General features: G+C 39.1%; 19 protein-coding genes. 3 read left to right on the top strand and 16 right to left on the bottom strand.

The annotated features are described in order from the left end of the window. Positions 1 to 96 precede the first annotated feature (96 nt). Both RBQ60_RS08755 and RBQ60_RS08750 read right to left on the bottom strand, forming a co-directional pair. Positions 97 to 327 carry a helix-turn-helix domain-containing protein gene (locus RBQ60_RS08755; RefSeq protein WP_000857133.1) on the bottom strand — a complete coding sequence of 77 codons (231 nt, stop codon included), beginning with the start codon at positions 325 to 327 and terminating at the stop codon, positions 97 to 99. Beyond that, the gene (locus RBQ60_RS08750) at positions 324 to 746 is read right to left on the bottom strand and encodes a sigma-70 family RNA polymerase sigma factor (RefSeq protein ID WP_000804885.1); all 423 of its coding nucleotides are present in this window, start codon (positions 744 to 746) and stop codon (positions 324 to 326) included. The genes RBQ60_RS08755 and RBQ60_RS08750 overlap by 4 nt, the downstream gene beginning before the upstream one ends. 504 nt (positions 747 to 1250) lie before the next feature. On the opposite strand from RBQ60_RS08750, the gene RBQ60_RS08745 reads away from it, so the two are divergent. Next, entirely contained in the window at positions 1251 to 1604 is a 354-nt protein-coding gene (locus RBQ60_RS08745) for a helix-turn-helix transcriptional regulator (protein WP_001227347.1), read from the top strand. Positions 1605 to 1663: 59 nt separating this feature from the next. Here the strand turns inward: RBQ60_RS08745 and RBQ60_RS08740 are convergent, their stop codons facing one another. From RBQ60_RS08740 to RBQ60_RS08670, 14 genes are all read right to left on the bottom strand, one after another. Next, entirely contained in the window at positions 1664 to 1852 is a 189-nt protein-coding gene (locus tag RBQ60_RS08740; RefSeq protein ID WP_012962334.1) for a cysteine-rich KTR domain-containing protein, read from the bottom strand. 97 nt (positions 1853 to 1949) lie between these two features. Then, on the bottom strand, positions 1950 to 3869 hold the full coding sequence (gene tet(M) / locus RBQ60_RS08735; protein WP_000691736.1) for a tetracycline resistance ribosomal protection protein Tet(M): 1920 nt from the start codon (positions 3867 to 3869) through the stop codon (positions 1950 to 1952). Between the two features lie 15 nt (positions 3870 to 3884). Continuing rightward, the gene (locus tag RBQ60_RS08730) at positions 3885 to 3962 is read right to left on the bottom strand and encodes a tetracycline resistance determinant leader peptide (protein ID WP_078372222.1); all 78 of its coding nucleotides are present in this window, start codon (positions 3960 to 3962) and stop codon (positions 3885 to 3887) included. Positions 3963 to 4245: 283 nt separating this feature from the next. Next, positions 4246 to 5160, bottom strand: coding sequence for a conjugal transfer protein (locus tag RBQ60_RS08725; protein ID WP_000975332.1), 915 nt, complete (start codon positions 5158 to 5160; stop codon positions 4246 to 4248). A gap of 14 nt (positions 5161 to 5174) precedes the next feature. Further along, positions 5175 to 6176: a bifunctional lytic transglycosylase/C40 family peptidase gene (locus RBQ60_RS08720; protein WP_000769868.1), complete on the bottom strand. Its 1002-nt coding sequence runs from the start codon at positions 6174 to 6176 to the stop codon at positions 5175 to 5177. Further along, positions 6173 to 8284: a CD3337/EF1877 family mobilome membrane protein gene (locus RBQ60_RS08715; protein ID WP_000214903.1), complete on the bottom strand. Its 2112-nt coding sequence runs from the start codon at positions 8282 to 8284 to the stop codon at positions 6173 to 6175. Before RBQ60_RS08715 ends, RBQ60_RS08720 begins: the two co-directional genes overlap by 4 nt. A gap of 68 nt (positions 8285 to 8352) precedes the next feature. Beyond that, the gene (locus RBQ60_RS08710; protein WP_000331160.1) at positions 8353 to 10800 is read right to left on the bottom strand and encodes an ATP-binding protein; all 2448 of its coding nucleotides are present in this window, start codon (positions 10798 to 10800) and stop codon (positions 8353 to 8355) included. After that, positions 10784 to 11176 carry a conjugal transfer protein gene (locus RBQ60_RS08705; RefSeq protein WP_000723888.1) on the bottom strand — a complete coding sequence of 131 codons (393 nt, stop codon included), beginning with the start codon at positions 11174 to 11176 and terminating at the stop codon, positions 10784 to 10786. Before RBQ60_RS08705 ends, RBQ60_RS08710 begins: the two co-directional genes overlap by 17 nt. Positions 11177 to 11264: 88 nt before the next feature. Beyond that, positions 11265 to 11762 (bottom strand): antirestriction protein ArdA, encoded by a 498-nt coding sequence (locus RBQ60_RS08700; RefSeq protein ID WP_000342539.1) that lies wholly within the window; start codon positions 11760 to 11762, stop codon positions 11265 to 11267. Between the two features lie 116 nt (positions 11763 to 11878). Further along, on the bottom strand, positions 11879 to 12100 hold the full coding sequence (locus RBQ60_RS08695) for a hypothetical protein (RefSeq protein WP_001009056.1): 222 nt from the start codon (positions 12098 to 12100) through the stop codon (positions 11879 to 11881). Between the two features lie 42 nt (positions 12101 to 12142). Continuing rightward, entirely contained in the window at positions 12143 to 13348 is a 1206-nt protein-coding gene (gene mobT / locus RBQ60_RS08690; RefSeq protein ID WP_000398284.1) for a MobT family relaxase, read from the bottom strand. A 177-nt stretch (positions 13349 to 13525) separates the two neighbouring features. Then, the gene (locus tag RBQ60_RS08680) at positions 13526 to 14911 is read right to left on the bottom strand and encodes an FtsK/SpoIIIE domain-containing protein (protein WP_000813488.1); all 1386 of its coding nucleotides are present in this window, start codon (positions 14909 to 14911) and stop codon (positions 13526 to 13528) included. Between the two features lie 28 nt (positions 14912 to 14939). Beyond that, entirely contained in the window at positions 14940 to 15323 is a 384-nt protein-coding gene (locus RBQ60_RS08675; RefSeq protein ID WP_001234286.1) for a YdcP family protein, read from the bottom strand. Positions 15324 to 15341: 18 nt separating this feature from the next. Then, positions 15342 to 15656, bottom strand: a complete 315-nt coding sequence (locus tag RBQ60_RS08670) for a YdcP family protein (protein ID WP_000420682.1) — start codon at positions 15654 to 15656, stop codon at positions 15342 to 15344. Between the two features lie 407 nt (positions 15657 to 16063). Between RBQ60_RS08670 and RBQ60_RS08665 the strand changes: the two genes are divergently transcribed. Both RBQ60_RS08665 and RBQ60_RS08660 read left to right on the top strand, forming a co-directional pair. Then, positions 16064 to 16759 (top strand): response regulator transcription factor, encoded by a 696-nt coding sequence (locus tag RBQ60_RS08665; RefSeq protein ID WP_307883314.1) that lies wholly within the window; start codon positions 16064 to 16066, stop codon positions 16757 to 16759. After that, on the top strand, positions 16746 to 18203 hold the full coding sequence (locus tag RBQ60_RS08660) for a sensor histidine kinase (RefSeq protein WP_307883313.1): 1458 nt from the start codon (positions 16746 to 16748) through the stop codon (positions 18201 to 18203). Before RBQ60_RS08665 ends, RBQ60_RS08660 begins: the two co-directional genes overlap by 14 nt. The last annotated feature ends 75 nt before the right edge of the window (positions 18204 to 18278 follow it).

Raw genomic sequence — 18278 nt, 5'->3', positions numbered from 1 at the left:
ACATTGAAAGCTCAATATGCTTTGGTGGAATAACAAACCTCCCTGTTCGGGAAGCGTGGAATGGTTTAGCACGCTTCCACGAAAGGAGAGAGGATATTACTTAATTTCAAATGACAAAATCTTTGTAATCAGTCTGGTTTCCATTCTTCCACGTAAGACTTCATCAACGACCATACTTTGATTGCCATATTCATCTTTCATAAGTCGTAGGGAACGCTTCGTTATGTACCCTCTGTAATGATGTAGAATCTGGTTAATCGCTTCGGTATCGCCATCTGTTGCCTTTACAATGAGAGGAAAGGGAATCATAGGATATTGTGTTTTCATTCTTCAAATTCCTCCATAAACTTTTTAATTAAGGCTAGTCCACTGGTTCTATGCCGATAGACAGTAGAACGGTTCAATTTCAACAGGTCTGCAATTTCTGAATCGCTCATGTCCATAAAGTAAAACAGCAGTAGAATTTCACGTTTCTTGTCTGGCAACTCACGTAATGCTTCACTCAACAAATCATTTTCAACGCCTACTGATAACCCATTGAGTGTAAAAATCTGAAAGTCAGTTGAATAGTTATCTGTTGTCGCAAACTGGCTAACAAGATAATCGCCAACATCCGAAAAGGACACCTCACGCTTTGCAATCCTTGAAAGATAAAGCATATAATTCTTTCGCTCGTCTTCCATAGCACGTTTACAGATATAGTCAAACTGATTTTCTATTGTGGTCTGAAAAGAAGATGGTTTCATGTTTCTCACCCCCTTTCTGTCTAGGAAAGGAAGTGAGCCTTGCTCGTTTATCTCCTTTCACTCTTAGTCCCAATGTGAAAGGGGGATTTGTTGCATTACTGATAAATAAACTTTGTAAAAAAGTTCTGAATAGCCAAAAAAGCATATAAACAGATTTATTTCTCTGTTTACATGCTTCTGTTATTCTATCTATATGATTTATAAAACCACATTGGTGGACGTACTTATCTATTGCAGATAGACGACTTTTTTTGACAAGAACCCAATGTAAGGAAATTTATTGTATATGATGTACTTCATGGCGACGTTGACCTCCAACAAACCGCCATTTGGAAGTAATATACAATATTTTAACAGCGTAAATAGCACTACCATATAACGGTTTTTTTTATTGGCGTTTAGTAGTGCTTTTTATTAAATATAAACCTATAAACCATATAACACGTTTTTCTATACCTGTTTTTAATTCAGTAGGAACAATAAAATGTATAGAGGTGGTCTACTATGCGTAAAAAAGAAGATAAATATGATTTTAGAGCCTTTGGTTTAGCCATTAAAGAAGCTCGATTGAAACGAGGTTTAACTCGTGAACAAGTGGGAGCATTGATTGAAATTGACCCACGGTACTTAACTAATATTGAAAATAAAGGGCAACACCCCAGCATACAAGTTCTTTATGACCTTGTATCGTTACTTCATGTTTCCGTTGATGAATTTTTCTTACCTGCTAATAACTTGGTAAAAAGCACCCGACGATTACAGATAGAGAAATACATGGATAGCTTTACAGACAAAGAACTATCCTTAATGGAATCTTTAGCCAGCGGTATCAACGAAGCAAGAAACATCGAAGACTAATTAAAAGAATCCATACATAACGGAAAGAGCCGATAAAATGAGATTGTATTAATCTCATTTTATCGGCTCTGCGTCTTTGCGTCTGGCTCTGTAATCACAGTTACTTTGAACTGCTTTATTTCAATTAAATTTTCTTGTCTGCATTTCGGACAATAGAGGGGGAATTTTTTTAATTCAGTATCTTCCCTTATCTTTAATCGTGTTTTATTTCCACATACAGGACACAATATCCACTTGTAGTTTATAATAACTATCTCCTCCTTTACACTTTAATTCAAATCTTTATTAAAAAATATTTCATCTTATTTAACAAGAAACCATATTTATATAACAACATAAAATACACTAAGTTATTTTATTGAACATATATCGTACTTTATCTATCCGACTATTTGGACGACGGGGCTGGCAAACAGGTTCACCGGTAGTAACATGGTACCCTTTTAACTCTGTTAAACAAACACTACGTCCATTTGTAAAGAAAGTTAAATCACTACGATATTCTTGAATACACCGAGCAGGGATTTCTCCACTAAGAATGACCTCATTATTTTTCAATTGAGTGTCTACGATGTTCGCACAATATTTAGGAGCATCGTTGTATGCTCGTGAAAGATATTCCTGTGGCGCATAAATTTTAAAACTAAGATATGGCTCTAACAATTCTGTTCCAGCTTTTTTTAAGACTTGTTCCAATACAATAGGAGCAAGCATCCGAAAATCTGCTGGGGTACTAACAGGGCTATAGTATAAGCCATACTTAAAACAGATTTTACAGTCCGTCACATTCCAACCATACAATCCTTGTTCACAGCCATAGCGTATCCCCTCCATAACTGCATTTTGAAACGATTGATTTAAGTATCCAAGAGAAACCGAGCTCTCATACTGCATTCCACTTCCCAACGGAAGCGGTGATACAGATAAACCAATGGAAGCCCAGAAAGGATTTGGCGGCACTTCGATGTGAATGGTATATTCTGCATTTTTTAACGGTCTCTCCATATAAATGACTGTAGGCTCTTTTAGTTCTATCTCCACATGATACTTTTCTTGCAACAGTGCACTAATCACTTCCATTTGTACTTTCCCTAAGAAAGAAAGTATAATTTCATGTGTCGTAGAATCCACGTAATATCGTAGAAGCGGATCACTATCTGAGATTTCCAAAAGGGCATCAAGCAACATTTCTCTCTGTTCAGGTTTACTCGGTTCAACAGTTGTTTGTAGTAGAGGGTGCGGATTTTCAATCTTTTTTCTCTGTGGCAATAGTTTTGTATCTCCAAGAACACTATTTAACTTCAAAAACTCATTTTGCAAAATAACAATTTCTCCAGAATAAGCTCTATCAATCTTACATAATTCACCATTTATTGAAGTATACATTTCTGTAACTTTTATTTTTTCTTTTTCTGATACTCTAACCGAATCTCGTAAATGTAGTACTCCACTATAAAGGCGTATATATGCAAGACGTTGTCTTTTTTTTGTATATTCAATTTTGAAAACATTTCCGCAAAGTTCAGACGGACCTCGATGTGTTGATGAATAAAATTTATTAGTAATAACTTCTATAAGGTTATCAATCCCTATATTACTTTTTGCACTTCCATGATAAAGAGGGAACAGAGAACAATTCTGAAATCTTATGCTTTCCTCTTGTTCGAGTTCCAATGCTTCTAATGATTTACCGGACATATATTTCTCTAAAAGGTCATCGTTTCCCTCTATTACCGTATCCCATTGTTCAGATTCGGTAAAGTTCGTCACACACATATTAGGATACAGTTCTACCTTCTGTTTGATTACAATTTCGGCAGAAAGTTTCTCTTTAATATCCTGATAAACCGTTGATAAATCAATTCCATTTTGGTCAATCTTATTGATAAAAAAGATTGTGGGAATCCCCATTTTCCTAAGTGCATGAAATAATATACGAGTTTGTGCTTGTACGCCATCTTTTGCAGAAATCAGTAGAATTGCCCCATCTAAAACTGATAATGAACGATATACTTCTGCTAAGAAATCCATATGTCCTGGCGTGTCTATGATGTTCACCTTCGTATTTTCCCACTGAAAAGAGGTTATTCCTGTCTGAATTGTAATTCCTCTCTGACGTTCTAAAAGCGTATTATCCGTCCTCGTTGTACCTTTGTCCACGCTTCCTAATTCTGTAATCGCTCCACTGTTATATAATAAGCTTTCTGTTAAGGTAGTTTTTCCTGCATCAACATGAGCTAAAACTCCAATATTAATAATTTTCATGTGATTTTCCTCCATTCAAAAACCCAAAAGGGCATAAAAATCCCAGTGATAAATACTTTTATCACTGGGATTTTTATGCATAACCATAGGCATACAAAGCATACAGATATTCTCCGGATACTTTAGAATCACATGATAAAGGTATTCTTAAACTGGGTACAAAAAACTAAGCCCTCCTAAAAAAGGACATCCAATTATTTGTTCCCACTATCAAATTGACAGTTTATTTAAGAATACCTTGCCGCATATTTATTAACTCCTTTTAAATAGATACTTAAATAATAGCACGTAAGAGCATATTTGTAAAGGAATCTCCAATTTTTTATCAAAGAGAGTACGTGATTACAAAATAGCTGTAATAATGTACCAATATTTGTTATTCTATAATCTTCCAATTACTCCCGTTCTTTTCAAGTACCAAATCAAATTGAGATACCTGCGTTGCTTTGGTCTGCTGGTCGATATACTCCACTGTCAGCGATACCGTGACTTGATTATCCTTACGATTGTGAATAGGATTTACCAGTTCTTGAAAGATGTACTCTTTTCCGATTGGTTTTAATATCCCGTCATTCACATAGTAGGAAAGTTCACTGGCTGTCGCTGTAGGATAGAGCTTGAAGAACGTCGTTAAAAACTCATTGATTTCATTGGTTGTAATGGAATCAACCGTCCCCTCACTTTCAATGGCTTTTGGTTTATAACTTGATTTCTTAGGTATGTTGGTAATGGTCGGATTCTTAACCAGTACCATATTTCCAGAACCATCTACATAGACACTCACTATATAAGCAGAGTGGACGGTCTTTGTATTTTCTCCCTCTGTAATGAGCTGGTCTACACTGTAGGTTACATTAAACTCATTGTCGCCAGTTGGCTCTACCGTCCATATCTGAAATCCTCTTACAGAAGACGATACAGGAATATCTTTGCGTACTGTATCAACATTGAGAGCTTGAAGTTCATCTGTCAGATAGCCTTTTAGACTTTCCATTCGATTATCAATGGACTTATCGGATTGCTCCCATGAATAGTAGACTTTCGCAAAGTTCTCTACAAAATTTTCTACATGATGAGTATCAACGTATTCCTTTTCTATGATAGTTGTTTCGTGAATAGTATGAGTATCTATAGCTGTAAAGTGCTTGAATATCGCAAAGCTGAAACTAAGCCCTAAAAGTACCCACAAGGCAATCACAACCTTTTTATGAGGATTGACCTTATAGACACGAGGTTTCTTTTCCTTTGGTATCTGTTTTTCTTTATTCTGATTTTTTCTAAATTTCATCATTAAATCTTCCTTTCTCATTGTTTGATTCGTCCTGCTCCCACTAAATGCTGTTGCCAGTAGGGGCTTGTTAAGTCGGCATAACCGATTGGGTCGCCTGCATGAAACATACGGTTATTGCCAAGGTATATCCCAACATGAGTAATATAAGAGCCAGCGTTATAGGTAGAATGAAAGAAAACCAAATCGCCAGCTTGTGCTTCCGATAGTGGGATATGCTGGGTCACATCATATTGCTGTTGTGCGGTTCGTGGTAAGTTAATTCCAGCTTTTCCATACGTCCATTGTGTCAGTCCGCTACAATCAAAAGAAGTAGTCGGGGAAGCTCCACCGTAAACGTATCGCCAGCCCTCATATTTCAGTGCTTCGTCCATGATGGCTTGTACCGTATCATCATCAAACTCTGTTGTGACAAGATACTGCGTTACCAGTTGCACATAAAACATATTGCCATAGTTGTATCGCCAGCCCCCATTGATAGGTATGGCTATGGGATTGGGGTAAGACACTTTTTCGCCACCTGAATACTCTTTTGAGAAACTTTGAGCCAGTTCAAAGGTATATTTATTTCCACGATTAGCCACATACCCTAAGAAACCACCACCATAATTGTAGGACTGGATAACCGATTCTAAATCTACACTGAGCCTTTCGCTACTGGCTAATAATTCACTGAAATACTTCACACCTTGCTTAATGGATTCTTCTGTACTCAATGAATTAGGTGGAAGACCGAGGGATTCCGAGGACTGCATAACATCTTCCGCAGTACCGCCCGATTCCACCTGTATAATCGCAAGAAGTATGTTGACATATTCTTCAACGCCATATTCTTTGGCATATTTTTCTACCATAGGCTTATGAGCCAGCACTTCTGCGGAAACATTCACACCTCCATAATGAATATTGGAAATTCCGCTGTCCTGTTCATCTGAAAATAAAATGGCAACAAACAGAAGCAGTGAGAAGACCATCAAGAATAATCCAGAACCACCAATCACTAAAGTTTTCAACTTCATGGTTTCTTACCGACTTTCTTAATGGTGGCGGTTTTGATTGGTGGTCTACTTCTTGTATTTTGTAGTGGTACTCTTTGAACAGTAGACGGACGTTCTTTTGTGATTGGACGTTGTGAAGTTCTATCTGCTGTAGTGGTTGAAGTTGCTGGCTTTTGAACGGTTTTTTCTTGAACGGTATTGCCTTGGCGTTCCACTTTTGGACTTGAAAAATCGGACTTAACTGCTGGACGCTCTTGTTTGGCTTGTTGAGATTCCTTATATGAAGTCTGAATATTAGACTGTTTTGAGGTCTGTTCATCATGATATTGTTCTTGTCTTGTAGTCGGTCTTTCATGAACAGAAGAAGCAGGCTGTTTTTTCTGTTTGACCTGTTCCATTTCAGAGCGACGCTTCGCAATGGTTTTTCGCCTTTGTTCCTGCTGTTCCTTGCGTCCACTGGCTCTGTCCGCTTTGGTTTGAGAAATACTACTGGTTAAATCACGGACATTCTCTTTTACTTTGGATTTTCCTTGATATACTGCATATCTTGCATTGGTCGGCAAATCTTTAACCTGTTCTTTCAAACCACTAGCAGTGTCTACCATTCTGTCTTTGGTATCAGCTACTGTACCGATGGTTTGACCGATACGTTTTCCAAGTGTTGATTTTTCCTTTCCGTCTGGTCGGGAGTGATCTGCTTGTGTCCTTGCAGAACTCCCCGAACCCGACTGTCCTTTTTTACCTGTAACAATGGCAGACCCAGCCCCTAGAGTAGTCATGGAACGTCCAAGTTTCCGCTGTAGACGGTGCATGTGAGCGTGCATAAGCATACGAGGTTTTCTCATCACACGACTTCCCACACTTTGAGAATCGTTACTCTGTAGAGAAAACATACTCATTAAATCGCCCAGCTTGAAGTAGATTCCTGCAAAGGTCACAATCTGTAGAAAAGCAATCAAAAAGAACGGATAACCAGCCGATAAGGTATAGAGCATGGTTGAAATACTAAATGCTGTCGTAATAATCAATGTGATTCCAGCTCGTGTCAAAATGGTATTAAAGAGCTTTGTTATGGCTCGTTTTGACATACCATCAAATGATGGAATCATGCTTAAAATAAAGCTCACAGGCAGAAACATAGCATAGATGATAAAAAGTACCTGCGAGAAAATCATGATTCCTGTTAATAGGAATACAAATATGGAAATCCCAATATTGAAGACAAATAGGAAGAAGACTGTACCTAAACGGTTAATGGTCTTTGTAATGGTTAGATTGGTATTGCTTCTGTCTTCAATTTCTTCCGCAACAATTTTTTCTCTGTCTTCGCCATTGTTGGAATCTGGGCTGGTGGAGAGCAGGCTTTCCACACGGTCAATACCGATACTTTCAATGTCTGAACTGTTGTATTGAAGCAGTAGCCACGGTTGCTGAACCTGTATGGAAAACAGGCTATCTCTGATTAAGTCCACGCTGTCCTTGCCTTGACTATCGGAATGGGGCATGACAATCTTCGTGCCAAGTGATAAACTGGCATTACTGATGTCTGATGAAAAGTCATTGATTTTTTTAATGTAGTCGGGAGCGTAGGCAATAAAGGAAGCCGATAGGATAAACACCAGCACAAAATTCATAATGGCATGAATTGCCTTTGTGGTTTCTCTCTTTATCAGTCCCGTATAGGCAACATAAACCCCAAGAACCAAAATCAAGAGTAAGAGGAATCCAACATAGAAACCCTCTGTTGAAAATCCGTTTGCACTCACACCAGCTAAGGTCTGCATATTCTTACCAATGGAATCTGCTGTAGCGGAAATGAAGTCTAAGGAATAGGCTTCCTGTACTAAGTAACCTGTCGCATTGGAAACATACAAACTGATTGTCCAAATAAAATTGGTAATGGCATATAGTCCATACATGACCTGTTTTCCAATCCCGTCCGACCAGTTCCACGGAAGCCAGCCCCAGCTATTATCCACATAAAAATCCAGTTGATAGTTTTCAAGTGGGTATCGGCTGTATTCATTTGCCACATTGACCGTATCATCTACCAAGCCCGCAGCTTGAACCACCGTTCCCAGCATGGCTAAAAGAAAAATGGCAATCACAAGTGTGAAAGCCACTGTCATTGCCACTTTACCTAGACGTTTCAGCGTCCAGTTTGATTTTATTCTGTTTACTATTGATGGTTTCACATTTACACCTCTTTTCGCACAGGTGGTCTGGTATCAAAGGCATGGAGCAGTTCTTCAAATACAGGGTGGAACTGTATCACACCGACACGACCATATAAATCACTGATAAGGCATTGCCCGTTTTCCAAATCACGCAATCGCTTCTGATTGTTTTCGTCCTCTGGGTCTACACCAAAAAAGGCTAAGGTCTTTTTAATCTCGTTAAGGTCAGTGGAACGAAATGCAAATTTTAAGCCGAGGTTATTTTTCAGTTTTTCATCTAAGAGGTCGTCTGTATTTTGGGTCACGAAATATACCCCAGCGTTCATAGCACGACCAGCCCGAACCAGCTTCATAGATAGTGTTTTTCCTTGTGCTACCTGTAAAAAGCTCCATGCTTCGTCTAAATCTACAATCTTGAAAATGCTTCGGTCTGTATGGATAAAGTCTAAAGCAAAGGTACTAATGACAATCAGCATAGCAACGGATAAAAGCTCCATAGTGGTATATTCCTCAAAGGAAGTTTCCTTGTCGGGAAGTACCAAGTCCGCAACCTGTATAATGTTCAGTTGTTTTTCTAAGCTGATAGACTGCTCCACATAACCATTACTGAATAATAAATGTGCAAAGTCATAGTCTGTAAAACTTTCGATATGGTCGGCTATACTGGTACTTAGTGGCGTATTCTCAACCCGTAATTCCTCAATCACTTTCATCAACCCTCGTACTTCACTATTGGTTACTGCACGAATGGCTTTTCTAAGGATTGGGAAGCGTTCCCCATCACGAGAGGAAATCCCCGTAAGGAATGTCAGAATATCAATAGCCAGTGATTCAGAATCTTTGGGATTTTTCATAATCACATAAGGGTCAAGTAAGCCTTTGTTTTTCTCATCAGAAGTCAGAGTGACGATATTGATTTCATGGGAAATCTCTGGCAAGGTTTCTTTCCATCTGCCACGTTCTGCTTTTGGGTCTACAATCACTGCTTGTGCCCCATAAAGCACCGCATAATAGACGATAAGGTTATTCGCAAAGGATTTACCACCACCCAGCGAACCAACAAAAGCCGACGCTAACGCATTGGTTACTGAACCCTTAACCCCTTGACTGGCAAGAGCAGGTTTCAGATAGACATTGCGTCCAGTATCTAAGCTGTAGCCAACATAAATCCCCTCATTTTCCCCCAGCATTTGAGTAGCACCAAAACCTAAACCAGCGAGGAAATCAGAGGTCACGTATTGAATATAATCATTCATATAACGCTTGCTGGCAGGTAAAAATTCTTCATGTAAGCCGAGCATATCCCCAAATGGTCGTACCAGTTTTACGCTTAAATCGTCATAAAAATCTTTCACTTCATTACAACGACGTTTGAGTTCGTCAAGATCATTTGCTGATACCCTTACCACATAAGACAGCTTGTACATAGATTCCTTGCTTTGGTCTAAATTGGTTTCCAGCTCATTCACACTTTCCAGAGCTTCCGCCACATTGGAGCTGGTTTCATTATCACTTTGCCAAGCGTGGTTATCCAAGTCTTTCAGTTCTTTCTTTTTATTGCGGACAGTAGATAGGGCTTTACGATTCGCTACAATTTCCACATTCATTGACGTATCAATCGGGAATGTAAATTGCTGTTGCTGGTAGTAGAAGATTTCAGAGGACGGGAAGTCCAGTTCTCCGACAATGCTGTTAATGGTAAAGTAAGCTACATAGACGGTTTCATCTTCCTGCTGGATTTTCAAATATCGCTGTTTTTCTTCCACCAAACAGCGAGTAGGCTTAATCAAGTCATAGTATTTAATCAGCGTTTCATTATCCAGCTTTTTCTTTGATAGATGGTACTCATACTCTTCATAGGCAGTGCCTGTCTGTCCGTAAAGGTGTTCAATCAGATAGCCGAAGTCGTCCTTATCTAACCTGCGGATTTTGAAACGACGAGAGATTTTATTTTCTAAGAGCTTTTCCATCTTCTGAAAACGCAGGATTTCATCATTACTCATACTAACAAAATCGCCCATCAGCTTATGGTTCACATCATAGACAAAATCAGACAAAGCATTTTTTGCTTCAACGGTAAGACTTTTCATAGAAAACTCCTGATCGTTGAGAAGCAACTTAAAGCCGATAAAGAAACGGTAGTTCACTTGATTTTCGCCAATCATGGATATTAAAGCGTCTGTCTGTTGGTCGATTTTGTCATAGGCAACCGCTTTGAGCTTGCCAGTGACTTCATTTTTGGAACGCTCTTGTGCAGAACGTATGCTGGATTCTGTACTGATTTGTAAAGCATGAATTTTGCCATCACGATTTTGTGCGATAAGCTGTCTGAAAGAATCATGCACTTGTATTTTCTGTTCTGGACTTAGAAATGAGTAATTGTAAGGAACAAGCTCATAGTAAGCATAACATTCCCCGTCTTTATTCCAGACGAGATTGTTTTCAATGTATTTAATTGGATATGCCATAAAATTCACTCCTAACTGCTGTAATGGCTTCTTGTGGCTGGTTTCTGCCAAGCGTTACTTTTTTTCCTGCATAGGTCAGCTTTGGTCGCAGTGCATAAGCAATGACAGACTTCAAAAATCCATAAGGCTTTTTACCATCAAAAGTTTTTGTAGACATAAACCATGTGAAAGCCACAGGAATCCCAAAGTATTTGAGAAATGCTCCCTCTATCATGGAAAGAGGGGGCAAGTTGCCAAGTATCATCACTGCAAAGAGTGACACGACAAACCATGTCATTTGCGTAAAGGTTATGGGAAACGGAAGTCTAAAATCATTGATAGAATACAGTACCTTTTCCACAGACCAGATACTGGTATAGCTTCGTATTTTCTTCATGTAATCAATCCTTTCATAAAAAATAGGGGTAGCTGATTGAGCCACCCCGTAAAATAGAAAATCTGCCAGTAGTAATGTACCGACAGATTTAATAGACGATTTCAAAAATCCCATGATTGGTTGAGATAAACGTTCCTGAAAGGTCTAAATCCCGACCATAGGCTTGATAATCAATATAGTTTTGAAGACTAGCTGGTACTTCGCCTAAAGCACCCGTTTCTTCAATGTAGTAGCGTGCCACGTCATACATATCATCACAATCGGAATGAATGATAATATCCTCTTGATGTTCGCTTAGTTCTTCAATGCTTGAAAAATGAGTGAGCAGAGCAGATAGCTCCGATTGTAATTCTTCGGGTAATTCCGATACCATTTCCCATAGTCGATTGAGTTCGCCAATGGAAGTGTATTCGTCAACCGTAAAGGGTAACTCGTAGTCATGAATGGCGTATTCCTCATATTCATCATTCAAGCCGATTTTCTCTTTGACTTCCTCAAAGTCAATGGGAAAGGTAAACCACGCACCGACCAATTCGCCCTCATTGTATTTGCCTAAATTCGCAATATAGACTTGCATATCGTCCATATATTCACGTCCTTTCTTTGTAGAGATTCAAAAATCCCTACCGCACTTCGTTTGGTGTACCATTCCTTTGCGGAACATAAGAAAACCACTTATATTCCACAAAAGAACGGTTTTATTTAAGCACCAATAATGCGATTGAATAGCTCTAGTAAAATGTCTTTTACTCCAGCAGCGTTGAAGACTAAGCCAACCGCAATAATCGCAATAATTAAAAAGCCAATCAGTTTGCTAAACTCACGCTTGAAGCCAAGATACAAGCCAATCACAACGATTGCTAAAAGCACCAGTGATTGAGCGTTTGATAGAAACCAGTTATAAAGGTTTTGTCCAAAATTCATAAAAATGTTCTCCTCTCTATATTCAATGAATTTGTATTTGAGTTATTTTTTTGTTGTTATCACGTCCTGTTCTTTTACTGACTGTTGCTTCAAAATCTGCTTGTGTCGGTCTGTCAGTTTCGCATGGTCGAGAATGTCTTTTACAACCTGCGTCTGGTTGATTTCATCAAGTTTAATCGCAACCTTTAAGGTCGGGGCAACTTGATGAGATAGCCAGTTCAGCGTCCTTTGGAAGGAGTAAGGCTCTGGTTTTGTGGTTAGTTTTAATCGTTCACGATTGTTCCCAATAAACCAAGCCCATTCTTCATTCAGTTTCCAATCAGAACGAGGTTTGGAATCGTCTTTATCTACAAAACGGATATACCGATTGATAATTTTAAAGGCGGTATGCTCTGGATTGTCATAGACGAGTAAATCACGGACTGCATAATAGGCACGCTCATTTTTCAATCGAATCTCAAAACGGTTTTTTACTTCTGCGTCTTCAATGGGAATATCATTTTTCTTGTACTGCTCGTAGTCCTTTTCATAGATACAGAAATAAACTTCACTTTGTAATGAACCGATATAGAGGGTGTTTCCCATACATTCCTTTTCCTCTTTGCGTACCAGTTCGCCACTGCGATAGCTTTTAAAACTGCGGAAGACGGAGATACATTCTTCCTGTTGGCACTTTTCAGTGAGTACAGGGATATTTAAAATCCCTGTCTTATCGTTAATGGCAAGGTCAAGGCGTTTCATCACACCGCCAGCCACCAAAACGTCCATAAAGAACTCATACCAGCTTCTTTGTTGTGCCAGAAGATAGCTTTCAAATTGTCTGCACCCACGACCTTTCAATTCCACCAGAACTCCTTTGTCCAGTTCATGGGAGCAAAGGACGAATATGTCGCCTAAAGCATAATGCTCTGAATAAGAATAGAAACCATAGTCCTCATGAAGAAAATAGGACAGTTTCAGTTGTAAGATGTTTTCGACCACCTGCTGTACGTCTGTTGTCGGAAAGCGAATTCTTACATAATCAAACAGCATTTCAAGGGGAGCGTCGGGATTGAAGCGTTCCAGAGCTTCCCAAAGGGACTGCTGTAAATCCTCTGATGGCTTGACTTTTCCTGTTTCAATATCGCTTAGATACTGCCTTGTAATACCAGTCGCAACAGCTAAACGGTTTTGAGATAGTCCATAAGCCAAGCGTTTTTCTTTTAAATGCTGTAACCAAGTTTGTTCATTCAGTAAAAATCCCTCCAATCAAAAAGGCGTATGTCAACTTTTAAAGCCCATTTGACATACGCTGAAATTTTGTAAATCCCTTGTAACCAAAGGATTTTCTAATGTTTTTTTGACTGTTTCCTGTCGATTTGTACCCCCCTGTTAGATACGGGGGGTTAAGTGCTGGCGTGGCTATTGCCACACCAGCCAGCAAGATCAGTCCACACCTGCGACTTCCGCTTCGCACGTCGCCTGCGTGGACTGTCTGCTGTTGGATAACTTTTTAATTTCCTCCAAGAAATCATATCCTTTTGGTACAAGGGGAGTATAAAACTCTGATATGACACTTGTTCCTACATCAACATAGCCACGACCTTTGATTCGCTTTAAGAAGAAATCCTTTTGTACGTCACTGCCAAACATCATGCCATAGCCCATTTCAGACATACGACCTAAAGCCACTCTGAAATTAAACTGATCACGGATTCCGTCGCCTAAATATTTTGCGTCTGGACGTTGACAAGCCAGTATTAGAAAGAAGCCAGCTTGACGACCTAACATGACAATCTGTTTCAGCTTATTCATAACTGCGGTGTTTTCTTTTGTTCCCAGCATTTCCATGAAAGCGACGTATTCATCAAAGATTAAGAAGTGTGCCGGGAGACCTAAGTAAGCATAATTTTTGCCAGTCTTATAGTTCTTCATCTGCTTCATTTCCTCACTACGTTTCATCATTTCTTCATAGAATGTTTCAATGCAAGAAAGCAAGTCTTCTTTTCTATAGTAGACATTTGCCATCACAGAACCTAAGTCCGCAAGATCAGCATTTTTCGGGTCAAGAATATACAGTTTTGAATCTGTATGAAGCAAGGCTTCAATCAGTGTCAGTATAAAGTAAGTTTTACCGCCACCTGTACCACCAGCAATCAACATATGAGGGAGCTTATCATATTCCCACCATACGTTTTTCATTAAGCGAAGTTTACCATCTTTAGCTTCTACTTCATCAATAGAAATACGACTGGCTATGGTGTCATAGAGCAAAGTATATTCCACATAGGAATCCTTTAACTCTTTATCCGTCAGCTCACAGTACAAGCCACTCTCTAATTTCTTTTCCAAGTGTAAGAGTTGGTCTTGATATTTTCCCAGCGTGATTTCCACCCGTATCTGTATCAAGCCATTTTTAAGTCGATAATACATTTTAGGGAAGTAGGTTATCTTTTCCTTTGTACGACCAGCACTATCTTTAAAGAAACCCTCTGTTTTGACCTGTTCAGATTCATACCACTTGTTTTCAAGTATCATCTTTGCCAGTTTTTGACGGTGGTAAAGTTGTTTAACCGTATCATAGCGAACCCGTTTGAATACAAACGCTACCAGCAAGCAGATAAGAATTGCGACACTGAAACTGATAATTAAATAGGGAATGTCAATCTTATCTGCTTGTGATAGGTTAAAATCCTGCCAGTTGATCTGCTGGATTGTCTTCACATGAAACAGTCCGACAACCAGCAGGAAAACAGGCAGGAGTGACGCTATCGTAAAATGAAAGACTAAATCTTTACCAGATGGGCGAATCCTTTTACCACGCTGTTTCATGCGAAAAAGTCTCCTTTCTACCTAGCGACTATTTGTCTTGTGTCGGTTCTTTCTTTGCTTGTGGTTGAGCTTTGAATGAACTAGAATCCTTTGTCAGCACAATATCGTCTGCCTTGATATACCAGTCAACATCTGCTCCTTGATAGGTGGCAGTAGCAACGGTGTCCGCAATGGGATTGATAAGTTCCACCCGTGCGTTATAATCAAACTCTTTCAAAGGCACGCTGGCAGGAATACTTACTTGAATCATGCGTCCTTGTCCTTTGGATTTTAAGTCATAGGTACGTTCCTTGATTTCATCTGAAACCGACCCGTCTTCATTTTGGATTCTCACTTCACGACGTAGAGCAGAGAATTTCAATTCTCCAAAAGTCGTGTCTTTATCTAATACAATGCCATTTGCTAATCTCATCATTTTTCCTCTCTTTCTTTATTCTTTTATCATGTCGTCAGCATGTAAAAGGTAATTTGTAAAACCACGAGTGCCGATTTTGTAGCCCTCTGCGGTAATACGTGGATTGACTAACTTCACACGTTCCTCAAAGCCGAAATGTTTTTCGCCAGCTTCAGCAGGAAGCACCACCACAATATCATCTGCTCTTTGAACATCAGAATAGAGATTATAGCTTCTTGATAAGACAGTTAGCCGTCCGTTGATTCTTCGCTGAACGACTTTATCCTCGCCAGCAAATTCTAAATTGCCGAATGTTTTTTCCATGTTGGGAATCACAAATTTAAGTTCCATATTTTTACCTATCCTTTCTTTTTTATTGGCTGAATGAATGTTTGATGGTCTTAAAGAGTGGGGAACGACCTTTTGATTCTTGATTTTTTGTTTTCATAAGTTCACTTCCTTTCAAAATCGGGTAAAAAAATAGACACCTCATTTTTTGAAGTGTCTACCTATTAAATATTCAAATTTTATTGGAAGTATCTTTATATCTTCACTTTTCAAGGATAAATCGTCGTATCAAAGCTCATTCATAAGTAGTAAATTAGTAGTAAATTGAGTGGTTTTGACCTTGATAAAGTGTGATAAGTCCAGTTTTTATGCGGATAACTAGATTTTTATGCTATTTTTTATATAATAAAAGTAAATTGCCACAAAAAAGACACGATTTTTTGCTACTCTTTTTATAGGAGGTACTTAACATGTTAAAATTATTGATTGTTGATGATAATAAGCAAATCACCTCTATTTTAGAGGAATACGCAAAAAAAGAGGGCTATCAAACTGCAATAGCCCTGGATGGGGAAGAAGCTCTGGAGAAATTTGCTCTAGAAAAACCTGATATTCTCTTGCTGGATGTGATGATGCCTAAAAAAGATGGTTTTACCGTTTGCAGGGAGATTCGCAGAACATCAAATGTTCCTATCATTATGATTACTGCAAGGGGAGAGGACTTTGAGAAAATTATGGGCCTTGAAATTGGTGCCGATGACTATATCGTAAAGCCATTTTCTCCAGGTGAGATCATGGCTCGCATCAAAGCAATTATGCGACGTATTATAAGGGAGGAAGTTGAAAAGCAGTGGTTCACCTACGAGGATTTGAAAATATCGTTGGATGATTATACTGTAACATTAGATGAAAAACCGGTTGCTTTGACTAAAAAAGAAATAGAGATTCTTTGGACATTGGCTACGGCGAAAAACAAGGTATTCTCACGTGAAAATTTGCTTAACAGCCTGTGGGGCTATGACTATTTTGGCGACAGTAGAACGGTAGACAGTCATATCAAACGGCTACGGGCAAAGCTTGAGAATTATGAACATCCTACTTGGGAAATCAAAACCATATGGGGTGTGGGATATAAATTTGAGGTGAAGTCAGATGCTAAAAAGTAAAATTGCTAGAAAACTAAGCAAAAACTTTGCTATTGCTCTATTATCCTTTGCCATAATCGTTGGTAGTGTGTTTTTCTTTCTTTTTCGAGAGTATACCATAGAAATGCATAAAATAGAGCTGCAGAATTATGCGAAATCTTTGGCGGATATCCTATCGGGTGAGAGTAATCGTAATTGGGGTCAAGGGAAGGGGGGATATGGTGCATATCTGCGGTTTATTGGGGAGGTTTCTGACACAGACGTATGGGTTGTAGATGAAAATTTGAAGCTTATTACCACTGGTAGAGGGCAGCATATGTCCCACAACGAGTATTCCATGTCTCAGCTCCCCTCTGATGCAGGGGATGTGGTTCAAAAAGTATTAGAGGGTGAAACTGTATTTAGTGAAGGCTTCAGTAGGGTACTTTCTGTTCTTACTTTGACCGTTGGCGTACCCATTCAAGGTGCAAAGGGCGAGGTGTTGGGGGCGGTTTTACTGCATTCTCCTGTAGCAGGTACGGAAGCGGCAGTACAAAGTGGCCTCACCGTTTTGGCTGTAAGTACTCTAGCGGCATTGGCTGCTTCTACCGCACTATCAATTTTACTATCTGATTCTTTTACAAAACCACTCTCAAAGATGAAAATGACGGCGGTTAGCCTTGCCGAAGGAGATTATTCTGTGGAATGTGGTATTCGGCAACAAGATGAAATCGGTGAGTTATCTGAAGTTTTAGATATGCTTGCAGGCCGTCTTGATGACGCAAAAAAAGAAAGCCAAAAGCTAGAGCAGATGCGCCGTGATTTTGTGGCTAACATTTCCCATGAACTTCGCACACCAGTTACAGTGATTCGTGGTTCATTGGAGGCTCTTTGCGAAAAGGTTATTGACACCCCTGAAAAAGTGGAAGCATACCATAATCAAATGCTAACGGAAGCAAAATTTCTGGAACGCTTAGTGGGAGATTTATTGGATTTGTCCCGTCTTCAAAATGCAGACTTTAAAATAGAAATGTTCCCAGTGAATTTTTGTGATATACTTTCCGACGTGTCAAGGAGTGCTTCTAGAATAGCCCAAGGGAAAAATGTTTCTCTAAACCTCCAAGTATTCAGACCTTCTCTGGGGTTTCAGGGAGACTATGGCAGACTTCGCCAAATGTTCATGATTGTTTTGGATAATGCCATTAAATTTTCACCCGAGGGTAAGCAGGTAGATATAGAGGTTACAGAAAATCAAATTATCGTACGGGATTACGGCAAAGGCATTGAGCCAGCACACCTATCTTACATCTTTGACCGATTTTATAAAACCTATGGTGAAGAAAACAAGTCTGGCACAGGCCTTGGCCTTGCTATTGCAAAGGAAATTGCTGACCGTCATTCTATTACTTTATCTGCAGCCAACCACAGTAAAGGCGGCGCAGAATTTGTGTTTCACTTTGAAACAAGTAAAGTGTTGTTTCCTTAATTCATAAATACCTTGAAAATGCAAAAAAAAAGACACAATTTTGACAAGAAATTTCGGTAATATGTTGATACAGCA

Origin of the sequence: Anaerotignum sp. MB30-C6 (assembly GCF_030908465.1) — a bacterium.
Taxonomy (GTDB): domain Bacteria; phylum Bacillota; class Clostridia; order Lachnospirales; family Anaerotignaceae; genus Chakrabartyella.
This window is presented reverse-complemented; position numbering and strand designations above follow the sequence as displayed.

What these genes read in the sequence shown, in the direction of transcription:
- RBQ60_RS08660 (WP_307883313.1), top strand. Translation starts at nt 16,746, where the DNA reads ATGCTAAAAAGTAAAATTGCTAGAAAACTAAGCAAAAACTTTGCTATT.
- RBQ60_RS08710 (WP_000331160.1), bottom strand. Translation starts at nt 10,800, where the DNA reads ATGGCATATCCAATTAAATACATTGAAAACAATCTCGTCTGGAATAAA.
- RBQ60_RS08705 (WP_000723888.1), bottom strand. Translation starts at nt 11,176, where the DNA reads ATGAAGAAAATACGAAGCTATACCAGTATCTGGTCTGTGGAAAAGGTA.
- RBQ60_RS08700 (WP_000342539.1), bottom strand. Translation starts at nt 11,762, where the DNA reads ATGGACGATATGCAAGTCTATATTGCGAATTTAGGCAAATACAATGAG.
- RBQ60_RS08755 (WP_000857133.1), bottom strand. Translation starts at nt 327, where the DNA reads ATGAAAACACAATATCCTATGATTCCCTTTCCTCTCATTGTAAAGGCA.
- RBQ60_RS08695 (WP_001009056.1), bottom strand. Translation starts at nt 12,100, where the DNA reads ATGAATTTTGGACAAAACCTTTATAACTGGTTTCTATCAAACGCTCAA.
- RBQ60_RS08720 (WP_000769868.1), bottom strand. Translation starts at nt 6,176, where the DNA reads ATGAAGTTGAAAACTTTAGTGATTGGTGGTTCTGGATTATTCTTGATG.
- RBQ60_RS08670 (WP_000420682.1), bottom strand. Translation starts at nt 15,656, where the DNA reads ATGGAACTTAAATTTGTGATTCCCAACATGGAAAAAACATTCGGCAAT.
- RBQ60_RS08750 (WP_000804885.1), bottom strand. Translation starts at nt 746, where the DNA reads ATGAAACCATCTTCTTTTCAGACCACAATAGAAAATCAGTTTGACTAT.
- RBQ60_RS08715 (WP_000214903.1), bottom strand. Translation starts at nt 8,284, where the DNA reads ATGACAGTGGCTTTCACACTTGTGATTGCCATTTTTCTTTTAGCCATG.
- RBQ60_RS08680 (WP_000813488.1), bottom strand. Translation starts at nt 14,911, where the DNA reads ATGAAACAGCGTGGTAAAAGGATTCGCCCATCTGGTAAAGATTTAGTC.
- RBQ60_RS08675 (WP_001234286.1), bottom strand. Translation starts at nt 15,323, where the DNA reads ATGAGATTAGCAAATGGCATTGTATTAGATAAAGACACGACTTTTGGA.
- RBQ60_RS08665 (WP_307883314.1), top strand. Translation starts at nt 16,064, where the DNA reads ATGTTAAAATTATTGATTGTTGATGATAATAAGCAAATCACCTCTATT.
- RBQ60_RS08730 (WP_078372222.1), bottom strand. Translation starts at nt 3,962, where the DNA reads ATGCCTATGGTTATGCATAAAAATCCCAGTGATAAAAGTATTTATCAC.
- RBQ60_RS08725 (WP_000975332.1), bottom strand. Translation starts at nt 5,160, where the DNA reads ATGATGAAATTTAGAAAAAATCAGAATAAAGAAAAACAGATACCAAAG.
- RBQ60_RS08745 (WP_001227347.1), top strand. Translation starts at nt 1,251, where the DNA reads ATGCGTAAAAAAGAAGATAAATATGATTTTAGAGCCTTTGGTTTAGCC.